The organism is Roseateles rivi, assembly GCF_043555845.1.
GTDB lineage: Bacteria > Pseudomonadota > Gammaproteobacteria > Burkholderiales > Burkholderiaceae_C > Roseateles > Roseateles rivi.
The window spans coordinates 262,518-282,666 of sequence record NZ_JBIGHZ010000005.1 but is presented as its reverse complement, the minus strand read 5'-3'; the positions used below and the strand labels follow the sequence as shown (position 1 = coordinate 282,666).

At 66.8% G+C, this 20,149-nt stretch carries 14 protein-coding genes; 4 read left to right on the top strand and 10 right to left on the bottom strand.

What is annotated here, in order from left to right:
* Nucleotides 1-723 (bottom strand): UPF0149 family protein, encoded by a 723-nt coding sequence (locus tag ACG0Z6_RS13975; protein WP_394462414.1) that lies wholly within the window; start codon nt 721-723, stop codon nt 1-3.
* A gap of 83 nt (nt 724-806) precedes the next feature.
* The gene (alaS, locus tag ACG0Z6_RS13970; RefSeq protein ID WP_394462412.1) at nt 807-3,434 is read right to left on the bottom strand and encodes an alanine--tRNA ligase; all 2,628 of its coding nucleotides are present in this window, start codon (nt 3,432-3,434) and stop codon (nt 807-809) included.
* A 204-nt stretch (nt 3,435-3,638) separates the two neighbouring features.
* On the opposite strand from alaS, the gene ACG0Z6_RS13965 reads away from it, so the two are divergent.
* The gene (locus ACG0Z6_RS13965) at nt 3,639-5,117 is read left to right on the top strand and encodes an NAD-dependent succinate-semialdehyde dehydrogenase (protein ID WP_394462410.1); all 1,479 of its coding nucleotides are present in this window, start codon (nt 3,639-3,641) and stop codon (nt 5,115-5,117) included.
* A 60-nt stretch (nt 5,118-5,177) separates the two neighbouring features.
* Here ACG0Z6_RS13965 and ACG0Z6_RS13960 read toward each other — a convergent pair whose 3' ends face one another.
* Together ACG0Z6_RS13960 and ACG0Z6_RS13955 are read right to left on the bottom strand one after the other, a co-directional pair.
* A complete protein-coding gene (locus ACG0Z6_RS13960; RefSeq protein ID WP_394462408.1) occupies nt 5,178-6,101 on the bottom strand; it encodes an SPFH domain-containing protein in 924 nt (307 codons plus the stop codon).
* 42 nt (nt 6,102-6,143) lie between these two features.
* On the bottom strand, nt 6,144-6,575 hold the full coding sequence (locus ACG0Z6_RS13955) for an NfeD family protein (protein WP_394462406.1): 432 nt from the start codon (nt 6,573-6,575) through the stop codon (nt 6,144-6,146).
* A gap of 198 nt (nt 6,576-6,773) precedes the next feature.
* Here ACG0Z6_RS13955 and ACG0Z6_RS13950 point away from each other — a divergent pair, with 198 nt between their 5' ends.
* Nucleotides 6,774-9,038, top strand: a complete 2,265-nt coding sequence (locus ACG0Z6_RS13950; protein ID WP_394462404.1) for an Orn/Lys/Arg family decarboxylase — start codon at nt 6,774-6,776, stop codon at nt 9,036-9,038.
* Between the two features lie 96 nt (nt 9,039-9,134).
* Here ACG0Z6_RS13950 and ACG0Z6_RS13945 read toward each other — a convergent pair whose 3' ends face one another.
* On the bottom strand, nt 9,135-9,623 hold the full coding sequence (locus ACG0Z6_RS13945) for a disulfide bond formation protein B (RefSeq protein WP_394462402.1): 489 nt from the start codon (nt 9,621-9,623) through the stop codon (nt 9,135-9,137).
* On the bottom strand, nt 9,623-10,105 hold the full coding sequence (locus tag ACG0Z6_RS13940) for a RidA family protein (protein ID WP_394462400.1): 483 nt from the start codon (nt 10,103-10,105) through the stop codon (nt 9,623-9,625). The genes ACG0Z6_RS13945 and ACG0Z6_RS13940 overlap by 1 nt, the downstream gene beginning before the upstream one ends.
* Nucleotides 10,106-10,175: 70 nt before the next feature.
* Here ACG0Z6_RS13940 and ACG0Z6_RS13935 point away from each other — a divergent pair, with 70 nt between their 5' ends.
* Nucleotides 10,176-11,981 carry a gamma-glutamyltransferase family protein gene (locus ACG0Z6_RS13935; RefSeq protein WP_394462398.1) on the top strand — a complete coding sequence of 602 codons (1,806 nt, stop codon included), beginning with the start codon at nt 10,176-10,178 and terminating at the stop codon, nt 11,979-11,981.
* Nucleotides 11,982-12,018: 37 nt separating this feature from the next.
* Here ACG0Z6_RS13935 and ubiM read toward each other — a convergent pair whose 3' ends face one another.
* Nucleotides 12,019-13,209, bottom strand: coding sequence for a 5-demethoxyubiquinol-8 5-hydroxylase UbiM (ubiM, locus tag ACG0Z6_RS13930; RefSeq protein ID WP_394462396.1), 1,191 nt, complete (start codon nt 13,207-13,209; stop codon nt 12,019-12,021).
* A gap of 106 nt (nt 13,210-13,315) precedes the next feature.
* Between ubiM and ACG0Z6_RS13925 the strand changes: the two genes are divergently transcribed.
* Nucleotides 13,316-15,778 carry a DNA internalization-related competence protein ComEC/Rec2 gene (locus ACG0Z6_RS13925; protein WP_394462394.1) on the top strand — a complete coding sequence of 821 codons (2,463 nt, stop codon included), beginning with the start codon at nt 13,316-13,318 and terminating at the stop codon, nt 15,776-15,778.
* Between the two features lie 21 nt (nt 15,779-15,799).
* Here ACG0Z6_RS13925 and mltB read toward each other — a convergent pair whose 3' ends face one another.
* Genes mltB through ACG0Z6_RS13910 form a run of 3 tightly spaced genes read right to left on the bottom strand, consistent with a single transcriptional unit; the run spans nt 15,800 to nt 20,144 of the window.
* Nucleotides 15,800-17,053 (bottom strand): lytic murein transglycosylase B, encoded by a 1,254-nt coding sequence (gene mltB, locus ACG0Z6_RS13920; protein WP_394462392.1) that lies wholly within the window; start codon nt 17,051-17,053, stop codon nt 15,800-15,802.
* On the bottom strand, nt 17,050-19,140 hold the full coding sequence (locus ACG0Z6_RS13915; RefSeq protein ID WP_394462390.1) for a transglutaminaseTgpA domain-containing protein: 2,091 nt from the start codon (nt 19,138-19,140) through the stop codon (nt 17,050-17,052). The genes mltB and ACG0Z6_RS13915 overlap by 4 nt, the downstream gene beginning before the upstream one ends.
* Nucleotides 19,137-20,144 carry a DUF58 domain-containing protein gene (locus ACG0Z6_RS13910; protein WP_394462388.1) on the bottom strand — a complete coding sequence of 336 codons (1,008 nt, stop codon included), beginning with the start codon at nt 20,142-20,144 and terminating at the stop codon, nt 19,137-19,139. The genes ACG0Z6_RS13915 and ACG0Z6_RS13910 overlap by 4 nt, the downstream gene beginning before the upstream one ends.
* Nucleotides 20,145-20,149 lie beyond the last annotated feature (5 nt).

Genomic DNA, 20,149 nt, shown 5'->3' with positions numbered 1-20,149 from the left:
TCAGTGCGTGGCGGGCTCGTCGTCGTCGCCGTTCAAGTCGGCGGCGAGCCCTTGCTGCAGCCAGAACAGGCGCAAGTCCTGTGCTGTGAAGAGGGCGTCGTCCACCAGGGTGTTGTGGTCGACTTCTTCGGGCTGCTCGTATGAGGCCGCAATGTATTGCGCGCGCTCGTCGCTGCCCACGGGCAGTTGCAAGGCGGCCAGCGCCTGAAGCATCACTTCCAGCTGCTCGGCCGCTTCGCTGTCTTCTTCCAGCTGCCATTCCGGGCGCTGGGCGGCTTGCAAAAAGCCGTCGGCCCACATCACGCCAGCAGCGGGCAGGCGCTCGGCCAGTTCGGCGGTGATCAGGCCTTGCTCGATCAGCGCGCGCTTGGCTTCGTCGTCGATTTCAGCAATCAGCGGCGTGAGGTGCATCTGCTCGGGTTCGTCGATCAGGCGTTGCGGTTCCACGCTCTCGGCGATTTCGTTCCAGCGCAGGTGCAGCGCTTCCACAAAGGCCTCGGTCTGCTCTTGGGCTTCCAGGGCGGCGGGCCAGTCTTGGCCAAACAGCGCGTCCATGGCTTCGACAGGCGCGACCACGTCCGGGCCCACGGCCAGGGCGGTCAGGTAGCCGTCCAGCGTGTCCAGGCTGACCGCAGGGGCGCCGCCTTCAACGGCTGACGCCACGAGGGCCAGCAGCTCGCCCAGGCGCTGCGCGTTGTCGAGGTCAAAAGGGGTGGGGTTCATCACAGTGCTTTCAAAGAATAAGGGCCCGACCGGGCCCTCGTGAGGTGTGTGGGGTGCAGTGGCGCTGTCAAGCGTAGCGGGATTCAGAGGCGTTGTGCCACCCAGGCCTGCACGCTGGCCAGCGCTTGGGGCAGGGCGGCTGCATTGGTGCCGCCGGCCATGGCCATGTCGGGCTTGCCGCCACCTTTGCCGCCCACTTGGGCTGCCACATGGTTGACAAGTTCGCCCGCCTTGATTTTGGCGGTGCTGTCGGCCGTCACGCCAGCGGCCAGCTGGACTTTGTCGCCGTCGATCGCGGCCAGGACGATGGCCGCCGTTTTGAGCTTGTTCTTGAGCTGGTCCATGGTTGCGCGCAGCGTGGCGGCGTCAGCACCTTCCAGCACGGCGGCCAGTACCTTGATGCCGTTCACGTCCACGGCTTGGCTCACCAAGCCGTCGCCTTGGTTGGAAGCGAGCTTGCCCTTGAGCGAGCCCAACTCTTTTTCCAGCTGCTTGATGTGCTCTTGCAGGCCATGGATGCGTTCGGCGAGTTCGCCCGGAGCCGACTTGAGCGCACCCGCGGCGGCGTGCACGGTGTGCTCGAGCTGGTGCACATAGGCCAGGGCATTGTCGCCAGTGACGGCTTCCACACGGCGAATGCCTGCGGCCACACCGCCTTCGGCCACGATTTTGAACAGGCCGATATCGCCCGTGGCATGCACGTGGGTGCCGCCGCAGAGCTCCTTGGTGCTGCCGATGGTGAGCACGCGCACGGTCTGGCCGTACTTCTCGCCAAACAGCATCATGGCGCCGCTCTTTTGCGCGCTCTCCAGGTCCATCACCTCGGCGCGGGCGCCGGCGTTGGCCAGGATTTCAGCGTTGACGATGGCTTCCACCTTTTGCAGCTCGGCGTCGCTCAGTGCCGCGGTGTGGGCAAAGTCAAAGCGTGTGCGCTCGGGCGTGACCAGCGAGCCCTTTTGCTGCACATGGCTGCCCAGCACTTCGCGCAGGGCTTTGTGCATGAGGTGGGTGGCGCTGTGGTTGCGCACGGTCTTGGCACGCAGCTCGGCGTTGACCTTGGCCAGGAACTGATCGCCCACCTTGATCGAGCCTTCTTGCACCAGACCTTGGTGGCCGTACACATCGGCCTGGATCTTGAAGGTGTCGGTCACTTCCACGCGGGTGCTGGCGTTTTTCAGCTCGCCGCTGTCGCCCACCTGGCCGCCGCTCTCGGCGTAGAAGGGGGTGTGGTCCAGCACCACCACGGCCTCGTCACCGGGGCCAGCCGCTTGCACCGACACACCATCCACATACAGGGTCACGACCTTGGAGGTCTCGCACACCAGGTGCTCGTAGCCATGGAATTGCGTGGCCACGCCGCTGTAGGCCAGGCCTTGGGCCATCTTGAACTTGCCTGCCTCGCGGGCGCGGCGCTTTTGCTCGTCCAAGTGCTGGGCAAACCCCGCTTCGTCCACGGTCACGCCGCGCTCGCGGCAGACGTCGGCCGTCAGGTCCACGGGGAAGCCGTAGGTGTCGTGCAGTTTGAAGGCGGTTTCGCCGTCGAGCTGCTGGGGCTGCGAGGCCAGGGCTGCATCGAGGATTTCCATGCCATTGGCAATGGTCTTGAAGAAGCGCTCTTCCTCTTGTTGCAGCACCTCGATCACGCGCTTTTCGGCTTGCCGCAGCTCGGGGTAGGCCTCACCCATTTGGGCCACCAGCTCGGGCACGATTTGGTGGAAGAAGGGCGTGCGTGCGCCCAGCTTGTAGCCGTGGCGGATGGCGCGCCGGGCAATGCGGCGCAGCACATAGCCGCGGCCTGCGTTGCCGGGGATGACACCGTCGACGATGGTGAAGCTGCAGGCGCGGATGTGGTCGGCAATGACTTTGAGCGAGGCGCTGTCTTTGTCGCAGTCGCCCGCACCGGCGCCATCCACTGCTGCCTTGGCCGCTGCCAGCAGGGCCACAAAGGTGTCGATCTCGTAGTTGCTGTGCACGTGCTGCAGCACCGCTGCAATGCGCTCCAGCCCCATGCCCGTGTCCACGCTGGGCTTGGGCAGCTTGTGCATCACGCCGTCTTCGGTGCGGTTGAACTGCATGAAGACGTTGTTCCAGATCTCGATGTAGCGGTCGCCGTCTTCATCGGGGCTGCCCGGGGGGCCGCCAGCCACATCGGGGCCGTGGTCGTAGAAGATCTCGGTGCAGGGGCCGCAGGGGCCGGTGTCGCCCATCATCCAGAAGTTGTCGCTCTGGTAGCGGCCGCCCTTGTTGTCGCCGATGCGCACGATGCGCTCTGCGGGCACACCCACCACCTTGTTCCAGATTTCGTAGGCTTCGTCGTCCTCGGAATACACCGTGACCCAGAGCTTTTCGGGCGGCAGGCCGAAGGGGCCCGTCAGCAGCTCCCAGGCGTAGGAGATGGCGTCGTGCTTGAAATAGTCTCCGAAGCTGAAGTTGCCCAGCATTTCGAAGAAGGTGTGGTGGCGCGCGGTGTAGCCGACGTTGTCCAAGTCGTTGTGCTTGCCGCCCGCACGGATGCACTTTTGTGCCGTGGTGGCGCGGCTGTAGGCGCGCTTGTCAAAGCCCAGAAACACGTCCTTGAACTGGTTCATGCCCGCGTTGGTGAACAACAGCGTGGGGTCGTCTCCGGGCACCACGGGGCTGGAAGCCACGATTTGATGGCCCTTGGATTCGAAGAACTTCAGAAAGGTGTTGCGGATCTCGGAGGCTTTCATGCCCATCCTTTTGGCGTTGGTCCAGCGGTCATGCAGCGCGCGCCGCGCACTCTCGCATGGGTTGGCTTTGGGGTCCGTCAAGTGTTTGATTTGACAAAGCTTTCGATTATAGAAGCTGGCCTGGTACCCCCCGCGTTTAGGGTGTCCGACAGCAGCTAGGATGGCTGCCAGTATCAGGTTGTGCTTTCAGCCCTCGGAGTTCTTATGTCCACCCCTATCGATTTACAGTCCCAACTGCGTGATCCCAGCCTGCTCAAGGCCGATGCGCTGATCAATGGCCAGTGGGTGGGCGGCGGCTCGCGATTTGCGGTGGAAGACCCCGCCACCGGGCAGGTGCTGTCCGAAGTGGCCGACCTCAGCGCCGCTGACGCCGAAGCGGCCGTGAACGCCGCCAACACCGCCTGGGCGGGCTGGCGCGCCAAGACGGCCAAGGAGCGCGCAGCGATCCTGATGCGCTGGTACCAGCTGCTGGTGCAGCACGCCGACGACTTGGCGCGCATCCTCACCGCTGAACAAGGCAAGCCCTTGGTGGAAGCGCGCGGTGAAATCCTCTACGGCGCCAGCTTTGTGGAGTGGTATGCCGAGCAGGGCAAGCGCGTTTACGGCGAAACCATTCCCACCACCGATCCCAACAAGCGCTATCTGGTGGTGCAGCAGCCCATTGGCGTGTGTGCGGCCATCACGCCCTGGAACTTCCCGCTGGCCATGATCACCCGCAAAGTGGCGCCCGCGCTGGCTGCAGGCTGCACGGTGGTGATCAAGCCCGCTGAGCAAACACCGCTGTCAGCCCTGGCCGCGGCTGAATTGGCACAGCGCGCGGGCATGCCCTCGGGCGTGCTCAATGTGCTGAGCGCCAGCGCGGACAACTCCATTGCCATTGGCAAGCTGCTGTGCGACAGCCCGTTGGTGCGCCACCTGTCCTTCACCGGCTCGACCGAGGTGGGGCGCATTCTCATGACGCAGTCTGGCAGCACGGTGAAGAAGCTGGCGCTGGAGCTCGGCGGCAACGCGCCCTTTATCGTGTTTGATGATGCTGACATTGAAAGCGCTGTTGAGGGCGCCATGGTCAGCAAGTACCGCAACGCCGGCCAGACCTGTGTCTGCGCCAACCGCTTCTACGTGCAAGAAGGCGTTTACGAGGCCTTTGTCACGCGTCTGGCCGAAAAGGCTGCGGCCCTGCAAGTCGGCCATGGCTTTGAGCCTGGCGTGCAGCAAGGCCCGCTGATTGATGGGCAGGCGCTGGAGAAGGTCGAGCGCCACGTGGCCGACGCCAAGGCACTTGGCGCGCGCGTGCTGCAAGGCGGCGAGCGCCTGGGCGAGCGCTTCTTCCAGCCCACGGTGCTGGCCGATGTCACGCCCGCCATGCTGTGCTCGCGCGAAGAAACTTTCGGCCCGGTGGCGCCAGTCTTCCGCTTCCAAACCGAAGAACAGGTCATCGCCTTGGCCAACGCCACCGAGTTTGGCTTGGCCAGCTACGTCTACACCCGCGACATCAGCCGCGTGTTCCGTGTCAGCGAGGCGCTGGAGTACGGCATGGTGGGGGTCAACACCGGCCTGCTGGCCACAGCCGAAGTGCCGTTTGGCGGCGTTAAGCAGTCGGGCCTGGGGCGCGAAGGCGGCCGTCAGGGCATGGACGAGTACCTGGAAGCCAAGTACATCTGCCTGGGTGATGTGCTGCGCTGACGGCGCCTGAAAGTCAGGGCGCTGCCGCCGCGGCTTTGCGGGCAGCGCTGGCCTGTGGTGTTAGCCGGGTGTCTTGCCCGAGCCCTTCATCAGAGCCATGGCGGTGCCGATGAGGCCGCTGACTTCGCTCATATTGCCCGGCACGATCATGGTGTTGTTCTTTTGGGCCAGCTGGGCGTAGGCGTCGACGGCCTTCTCCGCCACCTTCAGCTGCACAGCCTGCTGGCCACCGGGCTGCTCGATGGCGGCGGCGATCTGGCGGATGGCCGCTGCCGTGGCCTCGGCCACTGAGGTGATGGCGGCGGCCTCGCCCTGGGCCTTGTTGATTTCGGCCTGTTTGTCGCCCTCGGAGCGGGCAATGGCGGCTTCGCGCTCACCCGTGGCGATGTTGATTTGCTCCTGACGGCGACCTTCAGAGGCAGCGATCAAGGCGCGCTTTTCACGCTCGGCGGTGATTTGCGCTTGCATGGCGTGCAGGATGGCGGGCGGCGGCGTGAGGTCTTTGATCTCGTAGCGCAGCACCTTCACGCCCCAGTTCAGGGCCGCTTCGTCCAGCGCTTGCACCACGGAGCTGTTGATGAGGTCGCGCTCTTCAAACGTTTTGTCCAGCTCCATCCGGCCCACGATCGAGCGCAGTGTGGTTTGCGCCAGCTGGGTGATGGCCAGGATGTAGTTGGAGGAGCCGTAGCTGGCACGCATGGGGTCGGTGACCTGGAAGTACAGGATGCCGTCCACCGTGAGCTGGGTGTTGTCCTTGGTGATGCAGACTTGGCTGGGCACGTCCAGTGGGATTTCTTTGAGCGAGTGCTTGTAGGCCAGCCGGTCAATGAAGGGCACCAGGATGTTGAGGCCCGGGGTGAGGGTGGCGTGGTAGCGCCCCAGGCGCTCCACCACCCAGGCGTTTTGCTGCGGGACGACTTTGACCGACTGGATCACAAAGATCACGGCCACGATCAATAAAACCAGCGCAATGATTTCCGTCATGAGGTGTTTCTCCTGGTTGAGTACGTGTGGTGGCAGGGGGCTTCAGGCTTCGCCCAACAGCAGGAAATTGCCTTGAACTTGTCGAATGACCCACTGGCCTGGTTGGGCGGGGCCGGTGCCGACCCAGCGCGCGCGCCAGGTGCTGCCGCGGTAGCTGACTTGGGCCGTGCCGTCGGGCAGCCAGGCGTCGACTTGCAGGCGCTGGCCAACGTCAAGAGACATCAACGCGTCGGCGGCATCGGCTTTGCCAGCGCTGCGTGCGCGTTGTCGGCGGTGCCACAGCGCGACCGCCAGCGCACCGACGATGGCGCCTGTGGCCAATTGGGCGGATGGGGGCAATCCGGCGTGGGCACAAACAGCGCCTGCCGCCGCGCCCAGGGCCAACATGAGCAGGTAGAAGGTGCCAGTCCACAACTCCACGGCGATCAGCGCGCCGCATGCAACCCACCACAGGGTGGCGACTTCCAGATTCATTTGGGGCTCCTACAGCGCAAGGCGCTGTGCGGCGCAGTTTAGGCTCAGTTTTTGGCGGTTCGTGTCGAGGCTGAAGCGCAGCCAAGCTCTTTAAATTCCGCAGTTCAGGGTTCGGGGCTCAGCACTGTTCGAGACTGACACAGGAAAGCCCTACACTTCGGCGCTTTTCCATTTTTGCGCGTTGTGCCCGGAGGCTTCATGACCCCGCGTTTTCGCTTTCCCATCGTGATCATCGATGAGGACTACCGTTCTGAGAACACCTCTGGCTTGGGTATTCGAGCTTTGGCTGATGCCATCCAGAAAGAGGGTTTTGAGGTGCTGGGCGTGACCAGCTATGGCGATCTGTCGCAGTTTGCGCAGCAGCAAAGCCGGGCCAGCGCCTTTATTTTGTCGATCGACGACGAAGAATTTACCCCCGGGCCGGAGCTGGACCCCGCGGTGCTGAACCTGCGCAAGTTCATTGAAGAGATTCGCTTCAAGAACGCGGACATTCCCATCTACGTCTACGGCGAGACGCGCACCAGCCAGCATTTGCCCAACGATGTGTTGCGCGAGTTGCACGGCTTTATTCACATGTTCGAAGACACGCCCGAGTTTGTGGCGCGTCACATCATCCGCGAGGCCAAGAGCTACCTCGACGGCCTGGCGCCGCCTTTCTTCAAGGCGTTGATGGACTACGCCCAGGACGGCTCCTACAGCTGGCACTGCCCAGGGCATTCCGGCGGTGTGGCCTTTTTGAAGAGCCCCGTGGGCCAGATGTTCCACCAGTTCTTTGGTGAGAACATGCTGCGCGCTGATGTCTGCAACGCCGTGGAAGAGCTGGGCCAGCTGCTGGACCACACCGGCCCGGTGGCAGCGTCGGAGAAAAACGCCGCGCGCATCTTCAACGCCGACCACTGCTTCTTCGTCACCAACGGCACCAGCACCTCCAACAAGATGGTGTGGCACCACACGGTGGCCCCGGGCGACGTGGTGGTGGTGGACCGCAACTGCCACAAGAGCATCTTGCACTCCATCATCATGACCGGCGCGGTGCCCGTGTTCATGACGCCCACGCGCAACCACTACGGCATCATCGGCCCCATCCCTGAGCATGAGTTCTCGCCCGAGAGCATCAAGGCCAAGATTGCGAAAAACCCGCTGCTGGCGGGCGTGGATGCGCAAAACGTCAAGCCGCGCATCATGACGCTGACGCAAAGCACCTACGACGGCGTGCTCTACAACACCGAGACCATCAAGCACAAGCTCGACGGCTGGATTGGCACGCTGCACTTTGACGAAGCCTGGCTGCCGCACGCGGCCTTCCACAGCTTCTATGGCTCCTACCACGCCATGGGCAAAAACCGCCCACGGCCCAAGGAGGCCATGGTCTACGCCACGCAGTCCACGCACAAGCTGCTGGCTGGCCTGTCGCAGGCCTCGCAGGTGTTGGTGCAGGACTCGCAAAACGTCAAGCTGGACCGCCACCTCTTCAACGAGGCCTACCTGATGCACACCAGCACCAGCCCGCAGTACAGCATCATTGCCAGCTGCGATGTGGCTGCCGCCATGATGGACCCGCCCGGCGGCACGGCGCTGGTGGAGGAGTCGCTCTCCGAAGCCATGGACTTCCGCCGCGCCATGCGCAAGGTGGAGGCCGATTACGACGGCGACTGGTGGTTCAAGGTCTGGGGCCCGGGCCGCTTGGTGGAAGAGGGCGTGGGCCGCGCCGACGACTGGCAGCTGCACGCCAACGAGCGCTGGCACGGCTTTGGTCCCATCGAGGACGGCTTCAACATGCTGGACCCGATCAAGTCCACCATCATCACGCCGGGCCTCAATATGGACGGGCAGTTCGCCCCCACCGGTATTCCGGCGTCCATCGTCACCAAGTTCCTGGCCGAGCATGGCGTGGTGGTGGAAAAGACGGGGCTCTACAGCTTCTTCATCATGTTCACCATCGGCATCACCAAAGGCCGCTGGAACACGCTGTTGACGGCGCTGCAGCAGTTCAAGGACGACTACGACCGCAACGCCCCGCTGTGGCGCATCCTGCCCGAGTTCTGCGCTGCGCACCCGCGCTACGAGCGCATGGGCCTGCGCGACCTGTGCCAGTCCATCCACGAGGCCTATGCGCAAGGCGACATCGCGCGGCTCACCACCGAGGTCTACCTCTCGGACCTGGAGCCCGCCATGAAGCCCAGCGATGCCTTTGCCTGCATCGCCCACCGCAAGACCGACCGCGTGGCCATTGATGAGCTCGAAGGCCGCGTCACCACCTCGTTGCTGACGCCTTACCCACCGGGCATTCCGCTCTTGATCCCGGGTGAGCGCTTCAACAAAAAGATTGTGGACTACCTGAAGTTCACCCGCGAATTCGACACCCGCTTCCCCGGCTTTGCCACCGATGTGCATGGTCTGGTGGAAGAGGTCGACGACGCGGGCGTGAAGCGCTACTACGTGGACTGCGTCAAGCAAGACTGAGCCAAGGCGTCGGGCCTTCGGGCCTGCGCCACAAAATCAAAAGGGGCGGTGCGCATGGCACAGCCCCTTTTTGTTTGCAGCCTTGCGTGGTGGACTTCAGCGCCGGCGCAGGCTCAAGAGCAGCACGCCAAGGGCGGCGGCAAAACCGAGCGCGCTCCAGACCTCGTAGGGCAGGCTCAGCAGCCGGTAGGTGGCGGCGTCAGCACAGTTGGCGGTGATCATGAACATCTCTGGCCAAGTCATTTCCAGGTCCAGAGCGGTCACGATGCGGTCGGCCAAGCCCATGGCGCAGCTGGCTTGTTGCGCTGCCACTTCGTGCTGGTAGTAGGCCGAGGCCAAACCAGCCAGGGTGATGGCAAGGCCGAGGCCGCTCAGGGTCAGGCGCAGCGGACGCACGCCGCCAGCCAAGCTGGCCAGCCCGCACACCACGGCCAGCAGCAGGAACAGCGCGCGCTGCAGCACACACCAAGCGCAGGGTTTGACGCCAAACTGGTGCTGTGCCACATAGACCACGCCCACAGCAGCCAGGCTGCCCAGGGCCACCAGCGCCAGCAACAGCCGTGGCGTTGGCAGGGTGCAGCGCATCAGTCTTGCACCTCGGCCACCAGGTCGATTTCCACGCAGGCGCCCAGCGGAATTTGCGCCACGCCAAAGGCACTGCGCGCATGGGCGCCGACTTCGTTGCCAAACACCTGCACCATCAGCTCCGAGCAGCCATTGGTCACCAGGTGCTGTTCGGTGAAGTCGCCCGTGCTGTTGACCAGGCTCAGCAGCTTGACCACGCGCTTGATCTTGTTGAGGTCACCCACAGCAGCGTGCAGCGTGCCCAGCAGGTCGACGGCCACAGCGCGTGCGGCAGCTTGGCCGGTGGCGGTGTCTACATCTTTTCCGAGCTGTCCCACCCAGGGTTTGCCGTCCTTCTTGGCGAGGTGGCCCGATGTGAAGATGAGGTTGCCCGTGCGCACAAAAGGCACGTAGGCTGCAACAGGAATGGCCAGCGGGGGCAGCGAGATGCCCAGTTCTTGCAAGCGGGCGTAGACGTCAGGACGGTTGTTGGATGAGGACATGATGGAGAAGAAACAAAAATATTGTGCGGGCATCCTACACCTGAGGTTGACGGCCAGACCCTGTGCCGTGATGGCCAGCGCGCTGCTGGTGTTGGCTGCGGGCTGCAGCTCGCGCGCGGGCATGGAGAGCACCCAGGCGCAGGCCGTGCCCGAGCTCCAGCAGCAGCCAGAGGCTGCCAGTGGCCGGCACGACAAACCCGGCTGGCACTTGAGCACAGAGGGCGTGGCCGCTGCCCACCCCTTGGCCGCGCAGGCTGGGGCCGCGGTGCTGGCTCAGGGCGGCAATGCCCTGGATGCCGCCATTGCCGCGCAGCTCATGTTGGCTTTGGTGGAGCCGCAAAGCAGCGGGCTGGGTGGTGGCGCGTTTTTGCTCATGTGGGACGGCCAGCAATTGAGCGCCTGGGATGGGCGTGAGACCGCACCCGCCGCCGCGCATGAGCGCATGTTTGAGCTGGCCCCTGGCCAGGCCATGCCCATGGCGCAGGCCGTGCCCAGCGGGCTCTCCGTGGGGGTGCCGGGCTTGTTGCGCATGCTGCAGCAGGCCCATGCCAAAAACGGGCGGCTGCCCTGGGCGCAGTTGTTTGAAGCGGCCATTGCAAAGGCCGAAGCGGGGTTTGAGCTCACGCCCCGGCTGCATGGGCTGCTGCAGCAAGACCCCTATCTGCGCCAAGACCCCTTGGCAGCGGCGCTCTACTACGACGCGCAAGGCCAGGCCCGCCCGGTGGGCTACCGCTTGCGCAACCCCGCGCTGGCGCAGCTGCTGCGCCGCATCGCCAGCCAGGGGGCTGATGCCTTCTACACCGGTGCGGTGGCGCAAGACATCGTGCAGCGCGTGCGCAGCCACCCCAGCCGCCCGGGCTTGATGAGCCTGAGTGATTTGGCAAGCTACCGCGCCGTGCAGCGCAGCGCCCTGTGTACCGACTGGCGTGTCGAGAGCGCCGCGCCCTGGCGCGTGTGCGGCTTTCCGCCGCCGTCCTCGGGGCATTTGACGCTGATGCAGCTGCTGACCATGCTGCCCGCCAGCACTCTGGCGCAGGCCTGGCAGCAGGGCGTGCCGGGGCCGGACTGGCTGCATGCCTACACCGAGGCCGCACGTCTGGCCTACGCCGACCGCGACCGCTATATCGCCGACCCAGATTTCGTGGCCGCGCCTGGCGGCAGCTGGAGCAGCCTGCTGCAGCCCCAGTACTTGCGCGAACGCGCGGGGCTGATCGGCCCGCGCAGCATGGGGCGCGCTTCCGCTGGGGTGCCCGCACCGCTGAGCGTGGCCTGGGCGCCGCATCCGGAACAGCTGGAGCAGGGCACCAGCCACATCAGCGTGGTGGACCGCGAGGGCTCAGCGGTGGCCCTGACCACCACCATCGAGGCGGGCTTTGGCTCGCGCATCATGAGCAATGGCGGCAGTGGCCTGCCCGGGGGCTTTTTGCTGAACAACCAGCTCACGGATTTTTCGCTGCTCAGCCACGACGCCAAGGGCCAGCCTGTGGCCAACCGCGTGCAGCCGCTCAAGCGTCCGCGCTCCAGCATGAGCCCCACGCTGGTGTTTGATGCGCGCAGCGGCCGCCTGCTCATGACACTGGGCGCACCCGGCGGCGCAGGCATCATCCACTACGTGGCCAAGGCCCTGGTGGGCACGCACGATTGGGGCTTGGATTTGCAGCGCGCGGTGGATTTGCCCAATGTCGCCAGCTTCAACGGCCCGACGCTGCTGGAGCAGGGGCAGTTCCCACCGAGCACGGCGCAGGCCCTGCGTGCACGTGGCCACGAGGTGCAGGAGCGCGAGCTCACCAGTGGCTTGCACGGCCTGCAGCGCGAAAGTGCGGGCTGGCTGGGCGCCGCCGACCCGCGCCGCGAAGGCGTGGCCGCGGGACGCTGAGAAGGTGCGGAAAAGATGTTGAGAGGGCGCTGCGGCCTTAGCGCTGCGCGCCAGTGAGCTGGGCGTTGATCCAGGCGCGCAGCGGTGGCAGGCGCGACGCGCCTTGCAACACACTATCACGCAGCAAGCGCGCCAGCGGACGCTCGTTGGTGAAGAGCCCCACCACCGCATTGGTGCCCAGGTAAATGGTGCGCGTGGCTTGACGGTGCTCGCGGGCATAGGCCTGCAGCGGACCGGGCGCACCAGGGTCCCAGCTGCCGTTGGTCACGGCGCGGGCCTTGAGTTGCTGGCGCAGGGTCTCGAGCCCGTAGAGGCCGAAGTTGTAGCCATGTGCAGTCACGGGGTGCATGCCCACGGCGGCGTCGCCCGCCAGCACCAGGCGCTGGGCGGCAAAGCGGTGCGCGTAGCTGGCCACCAGCGGGTAGTGGTGGCGCGGCCCGGCCAAGCTCAGCTGGCCCAGCCGACCCTGGCTGTGCTGCTGCACCCAGGCCAGAAAGTCTTGGTCCGTGGCGCGCAGCAGCTCCTGTGCCTGGGCGCCGTTGAGCGTCAAGACCAGCGAGCACACGCCCGGCTGCAGCGGCAGCCAAGCCATGGTGTGGCCGTGGTGGAAGCACTCCAGCGCGGTGTGCTGGTGCTCCCGCTCCACCTGCATGCGGCAGAGGATGACGCTGCGCCCGAAATCCAGCTGATCTGCGCCAATGCCGGCCAAGCGCCGCGTGGCAGAGAAGCGGCTGTCGGCGGCAATCACCAAGCGGGCTTCAAAGCGCTCGCCCGAGGCCAAACCCACGCTGGCTGATGTGCTGCCCAGCGCCAGCTGCCGCACCTGGGCTTGGGCGCGCAGCTGCACGCGCTCACCACGCTCCTGCGCGGCCAGCCAGGCCGCGCGGCGCAACAGGTGGTTGGGCACCAGCGTGCCCAGGCGGTCCACACCGCTGGCCCCGGCATCGCCGCTGAAAAAGTCCAGCGTCCGCGCGCTGCCGCCGTTGAACACGCGCGCAGCGCGCAGCGGCCAAGTTTGATCGGCGGGGATGTGCTTCCAGTGCCCAAAGGCTTGCAGCAAAGCCACGCCGCGGTGGGTGAGGGCGATTTCGCGCCCGTCTTCACGCGGCTCTTGGAGCTGCTCTAGCGGGGCTTGTTCCAGTACCAGGGCCTTGAGGCCCAGATCCGCCACCATGGCGGCGGCGCCCAGACCCACGGGGCCAGCGCCAATGATGATCACGTCGTGCATAGGGGGCAGCCTAGCTGCAGCTGAAGCTTGCTATTTTGACTCGGCGCAGGGAAGCCTCCTTCGAACTGTGGTTTATGGCCGCGCGGCCACAACCTAGGCTGCGTCCATGGCCCGCCATTCATTGCATCTTGCACCCCACAGCGCCGCTGGCAGGCCCGGCTATGGCGCTTGGGTCTGCGCGGGCCTGGCTTGGCTGGCGGGGCACGCGCTGCTGCAGTGGGCGCCTGAGCTGCCGCCCGCCTGGTGCTGGGCCGTCTTGCTGGCACTGGGCTTGGCGGCGGCGCTGTGGGCCTGGCGCTGGCCGCGGCAGGCGCCTGCCGCTTGCTTGGTGGCGGCGCTGGCGTTTGCCCTGGCCCACGCGGGCTGGCGCGCCCAGCTGCGCATGGCCGAGACCCTGCCCGCGGCATGGCAGGGCCAAACCTTGGCGGTGCAGGGGCGTATCGCGGGCCTGCCTCAGCCGCTGGCGGGCTGGGGCGCACGCACGGGCTGGCGCTTGACGCTGGACGTGGAGTCACTGGCTGCACCCGGCGTGGGTTCACCGCTGCCTGTGGTGTCGCGCCTGTCTTTGAGCTGTTTTGACTTGCCCAGCGTGCCCAAGGCCGACGAGCAGTGGCGCTTGCATGTGCGCCTGCGTGCCGCACAAGGGCTCTTCAACCCGGATCTGCCCGACACCAGCTTGTGGCTGCTGGAGCAAGGCGTGCGCGTGAGCGGCAGCTGTGTGCGCGAGCCCGCCGCTCAGCGCTTGGCCGCGCCACGCGTCTGGACGGTGGACCACCTGCGCCAGCGCTGGCGCGACGTCCTCTACCAGCAGGTGAGCGACCCGCGCCAAGCCGGTGTGCTGACGGCGCTGAGCGTGGGCGAGCAGGCCGCACTCAGCACCCAGGACTGGGCCTTGATGCGCGACACCGGCGTGGCGCATTTGCTCAGCGTCAGCGGCTTGCATATCACCATGCTGGCGTGGCTGGCGCGCGGCCTGGCGCAGCGGCTGTGGCAGCGCAGCGCCAGACTGTGTTTGGTCCTGCCCGCACCGCGCGCGGCGCGCTGGCTGGGGGTGGCGGCTGCGGCGCTCTACACCGTGTTTTCCGGCTGGGGCGTGCCCGCGCAACGCACGTTGTGGATGCTGGTGCTGTGGGCTTTGCAAAGCGAGCTGGGCTGGCGCTGGCCGCGGCATTTGAGCCTCTTGTTGATCGCGGCCTGGATTTGCCTGTGGGACCCCTGGGCGCCGGTGCAGCCGGGGTTTTGGCTGTCTTTTGTGGCGGTGGCTGTGCTCATGGCGGCGGATGCACAAACCACCCAAGCGGCTTCGGCCCCGGTGGTCAGGCCCTGGTGGCGCAGCCTGTGGGCGGCACTGCGCGTGCAGCTCATGATCAGCCTGGCGCTGGCGCCGCTGAGCTTGGTGCTGTTCCAGCAGCTCTCGGTGGTGGGCGTGCTGGCCAATGCGCTGGCCATTCCCTGGGTGTCTTGGGTGGTGACGCCGCTGTCGCTGCTGGGGGCGCTGTTCAATCCTTTGTGGCTGCTCGGCGCCCTGGCCGTGCAGGGCTTGCTGCTGTGGCTGCAGTGGTGCCAGCAGCTGCCGCTGGCGGTGTGGCGCGTGCCGGTGGCCCCCTTGTGGACCTGGGCGGCGGCCTTGCTGGGTCTGCTGCTGTTGGTGCCGCGCTGGCCGCTGCACTGGCGCGCTTGGGGCGGCTTGCTGCTATTGCCCATGTTGTGGCCGCCGCTGCAGCGTTTGCCCGCCGGTGTGCTGGAGTTGCAGGCGCTGGACGTGGGCCAGGGCAGCGCTGTGCTGCTGCGCACGCGCTCGCACACGCTGCTGTTTGATGCCGGGCCGCAATGGGCCAGCGGTCAGGATGCCGGCACGCGCATCGTCGTGCCCACGCTGTGGGCTCAGGGGCTGGTGCCCTTGTCCATGCTCATGGTCAGCCATGCCGACATGGACCACCGCGGTGGCGCGGCGGCGGTGCAGCGCGACGCCCAGCCGCGCCGCTTGCTGGGCGCCTTGCCCCAGGCCACGCCCTGCCTGGCTGGTCAGCGCTGGCAATGGGATGGCGTGGAGTTTGAGCTGCTGCACCCCTGGCCGCAGACTGGGGCGCCGACGCGCCGTGTGGCCGAAAACGAGCGCTCTTGCGTGCTGCGCGTGCGTGCCGCTGGGGGCTCGGTGCTGCTGCCGGGCGACCTCCCCGCCGCGCAGGAGGCACAACTGGTGGCGGCCTATGGCGCTGCCGGGCTTCAGTCCAGCGTGCTGATGGTGCCGCACCACGGCAGCAAGAGTTCTTCGAGCAAGCCCTTTATCGAGGCCGTGGCGCCGCGCTGGGCCGTGGTGCAGGCCGGGGCGAACAACCGCTTTGGCCACCCGGCGCTGGAGGTGCGCCAGCGCTACGCCGCGCTGGGGGTGCCCTTGGTCAACACCGCGCAGTGCGGGGCCTGGCGCTGGCGCAGCGACCAGACTTTGGCGCAAACCGCGGAGCAGGGCTGTGCGCGAACCCGCCTGGCTCGCTACTGGCGGCCCCTTCCCCCGCCGGAACCCCCCGCTGCGTCCATGGGGCCGGAACAGCCCCTGGCCGCGCCTTGAGCAGCCCCGCGCAGCGTCAACTCAAGGTGTGGTCTGTGACGCTGCAGGTGCTGTGGCACTGGCGCCGGAGCGCAAAGCTGCGAGCGTGTCGGCCATCTCGATCACGGCCATGGCGTAGTAGGCCGACCAGTTGTACCGCGTGATGACCCAGAAGTTCTGCGTGCCCGCCACATACACCGGCGTGGCGCCGCCCATTTGCAGCTCCACCAGGGCCAGCGGGCCGGCATGGGCTTGGCCTGCAGGGCTCAGTTGCGCGCCAGCGGCTGCAAAGTCCGCCGCGCTGAAGCTGGGGCGAATATCCGGTTCCAGCAGCCGCGCGCGGGCCGCCCCGTCGCTGGGCGGGGTGACGGCAAAGTGCGTGGGTGCGCCCGTCTGCCAGCCGTGCTCGGCCAGGTAGTGGGCGATGGAGCCGATGGCGTCGACCGGGCTGTTGATGAGGTCCACATGCCCGTCGCCGTCAAAGTCCAGCGCGTAGCGGTTCCAGCTGCCCGGCATGAATTGGCCCCAACCCATGGCCCCAGCGTAAGAGCCTTTGAGGGCGAGGGGGTCCAGGCCTTCGCGCTGGGTGAGGGCGAGGAACTGCGTCAGCTCGTCGCGGAAGAAGGCACTGCGGTCGGAGCGGCCACTGGGGAAATCAAAGCTCAGCGTGGCCAGTGCGTCGATGACGCGAAACCCACCCGTGATGCGGCCGTAAAAGGTCTCGATACCGACGAGGCTCACCACCACGGCCGCGGGCACGCCCCAGCGCTCTTGGGCGCGCTGCAACGCGGCTTGGTGGGTGTCCCAAAAGGCCAGACCGGCTTGCAGGCGGCGGGGCTCGATGAAGCGGTCCCGGTAGGCGCCCCAATCCTTGGCCGTGCCCACGGCCGGCGGCATGATGAGCTGCTGCACGCGTGCCAAGCGCTGGGCCTGCGCGAGCACCTGGCGCAGCGCGGTGGCGTCGCGGCCCTGGGCTGCGGCCACGCTGTCGGCAAAGGCCATGACGTCCGGGCGCTGGCCATAGGGCGTGGCGGCTTCAACCGCTGCCACCTTGGCCTTGCCAGATTTCTTGCTGGATTTGTTGCGCTTGGGCACCGCCTTCTTGGCTGCTGCAGGTGATTTTTGCGCGGAGCCTTGCATCTCACCCGCAGGGCTTGCAGGTGCGGCCAGCGCGGCTGAATGGGCAGCGGCAAGGGCTGCGGCCAGGAGCAGCGCAGCGCTGTGCTGGCTCAGGCTTTGAGCGCGAGTGCGCCAGGGGCGGGTGAGGTGATGGCGGGGGCCGGGGCAAAGAGTCATGAGCTGGCGCTGGCTGCGGCTGTGTGCGGCCTGCCAGTATCACCGCGTTGACGCAGTCTCTGGCAGCTCCAGCGCAGGCTCAAACACCAGCGCAGCCCGCCCACCGCCCCCAAAGTGCGGGGGCGTTCGTGCGCGCCAGAGCTTGCGCCGTAGCGGGCTTGCTCCAACTCCAGCAGCAGGGTGCAGAGCTCATGGGCGTCATTGCCCCAGCGCTGCTGGGCCAGCTCGGCCCAGTGCCGTGGGCTTTGGTGGTGTTGCGCGGGCAGGCCCAGGGCCTGGAGTTGGCGCACGCAGCTCTGGCGCAGGCGTGCCCAGGGGCTGTGGTCGCGGCGCCGCCAGGCCAGCACCAGGCCCCAAACGGCCACGCAGCTGCAAAGCCCCACTACGACCAGCTGCAGCAGGTCGGCCACGGCTGCGGAGCGCCAGCCCAGGCGTTGCAGCAGCTCGAGCTGGTCGGTCTGGTCGTAGTTCAGCACGGCTTGCTTCCAGCGGTAGTCCAGCAGCTCCCAGTGGTAGCGCCAGCGCTGCAGCAAGGCGGGGCTGACTTTGGACAGCGCCTCAGACCAGGCATTGCCCCGGGGGCGCACGGTACGGCCTTGCACGCGCTCAGGGGCGATGACGGCCGTGGGGTCGGCCCGCAGCCAGCCACTGCCGGCCACCCAGTACTCGGCCCAGGCGTGGGCGTGGCTCATGCGCACCACCAAGTGTTCGTCCTGCAGTTGCTCGTCGGCCCCCTGAAAGCCCGTGACGATGCGCGCCGGTATGCCTGCCGCGCGCATGAGCACGACGAAAGCGCTGGCGTAGTGCTCGCAAAAACCGGCGCGCCGCTCAAACCAGAATTCGTCAATCAGGTGCGGGCTGTTTTGGCCATAGGTGCCGGGGCTGAGGGTGTAGCTGTAGTTCTGGCCGTTGATGTGAGCCAGCAACGCCTGGGCGTAGGCGCGCGGCGTTTGCGCCGGGCTGCTGCTTTGCACCTGCGCCAGCAGCTCGCGCGCAAAGCGCTGGCTGCGCGGGTTGAGCCCCGCGGGCAGGGCGAGGTCGGCCTGCAGCATGGGGTGAAATTGCTCGGGCCCGCGCCGCACCTGCGGGTAGTACATGGCCATGAGTTTTTGGCGCGTGCCCACGGGCTGGGGGGACTCCCACTGCAGCTGGGCGCCGCGGGTGAGGGTGACGCTGGCGTCGGGCCACTGTGCGCCGGGCTGCGCGCCGGAGAACTCCAGCTGCGGCAGCACGCGCAGGTTCAGGGGCTCGATCAGCATTTCGTAGGCCCGAGGGCGGCCCTGGGGGCGCACGGCTTGCCCGGGCAAATCCGCTGGCCAGCTCTGCTCGTTTTGCACCCAGACGCGCCCGTCGAAGTTGGACAGCACCTGGGTGCGAAAGTACAGCAGCTGCTGCGGCGGTGGGGCTTGCTCGTCCAGAAAGCGCAGGCGCAGCGCAATGCTGTCGTCATGTGTGAGTGCGCCGATGGAGCCAAATTGCAGCTCGCTGGACAGCCCGGTGCGGGCCTGGGGTTCTTGGGCCATGCCCCACAGCGGCGGCAGGCGGGGAAACAGGGCGTAGAGCAGCAGCATCACCGGCAAGCCCCACAGCACATTGCGCGCGGCCACGCTGGCGGCTTGGCGCAGGCTGGGCTGCCCGTTAGGCATGTGGGCCAGCACCAGCTGGCTCAAGAGTGCCCAGCAGCACAGCAGAGTCCACAGCGCGGTGAGCAGCGACTGTGAGTTCAGGTACTGCGTCAGCACCACAAAAAAGCCGAGGAAGAACACCACAAAGGCGTCGCGCCGCGCTCGCAGCTCCAGCGTCTTGAGGCCCAGCATCATCACCAGCAAGGTGATGCCGGCTTCGCGGCTGATGAAGGGGTCGTGCGTGAGCGCCGTCAGGGCCACCACCGCAACCACCACCACCGCCAGCACCCAGCGCGGTGGCAGCGGGGCGCAAAGCCAGGCCAGTCGGGCGCGCCACAGCAAGATGAGCACAGCCACCACGGTGCACCAGGATGGCAAATTGGGCACGTGCGGCGCCAGCGTGGCGGCAATGGTGGCCAGCAGAAACAGGGTGTCGCGTGATTCGCGCGGCAGCGGCTTCATGCTCGCCCCTTGGTGTGAGTGCCCTCAGCACCGGGTAGCAAGGCCAGTGCCTGCAGGCAGGCGTCGCGGTGGGCCTGGCTGTGTTGGGCTTGCAGGCACTGCTGCGGCAGCTCCAGGGCGTAGGGCCGCTGTTGGCTGTGCGCGGCTTGCACCCAGGCGGCCAGGCGTGCGATGCGGGCTTCCTGGGCCAGGCCTTGGGTGTCTTGCCAGCGCAGCGTCACGGTGCGGCCGCCCAGTGCTTGGCTGTCGTGCACCCAAAGCTGGGGTGTGCTGCCTGGGCGCTGGGGGCGCTGCAGGGCGGGGGCTGACTTTTTCCAGTCGATGCGCCGTGGCGCGTCACCCAGGCGGTAGGGGCGCAGGCCGTCGGGGTCTCCGCTGCTGGGGCCTGCGCGCCCGGCGTCGTCCATGCCGCCGTGGCCGTCGGGCAGGGCGGGGGCTTCGGCCTCGGGTGCGGGGTAGACCCACAAGGTGCTGGCCGGGCGCCAGACGCTCCAAACACGAAACAGCCCCAGCGGGAAGCGCGACTCAATGTGCAGTGTGGGCACAGCGTGGCGACCGCGTGGCAAGTCGCCCAGCTGCAGGTGCACCAAGGCATGACCTTGCGCGGGCACATCTTGCACGGACAAGTCCTTCGCCCCTTGGGGCCGCAGGCCTATGCCCCAGCGGGCCTGGCCGGGGTTGTGCAGGCGCACTTCCAGCAGCAGCGGGTCGCCTTGATGCGTGGGCTGCGGCGGGCGCAGGTCCAGTTGCAGGCCGTGCAGATTGGCGTGGGTGCTGTACATCGAGGCCAGCCCTGCGCCCGCCAGCAGGAAGGCCAGCAGATAGCCCAGGCTCACTTGATCGTTGATGGCCGCCACCAGCATCAGCGCCAGCGTCAGCGCAAACATCAGCCCGGCCCGGCTGGGCAGGATGTAGAGGCTGCGCTGTGTCAGCGCATGGGTGTCGAAGCGCTGGCGGCGCTGTAGCCACCATTGCCGCCAGCGCTGGGTGAGTCGCTCCTGCATGCTGC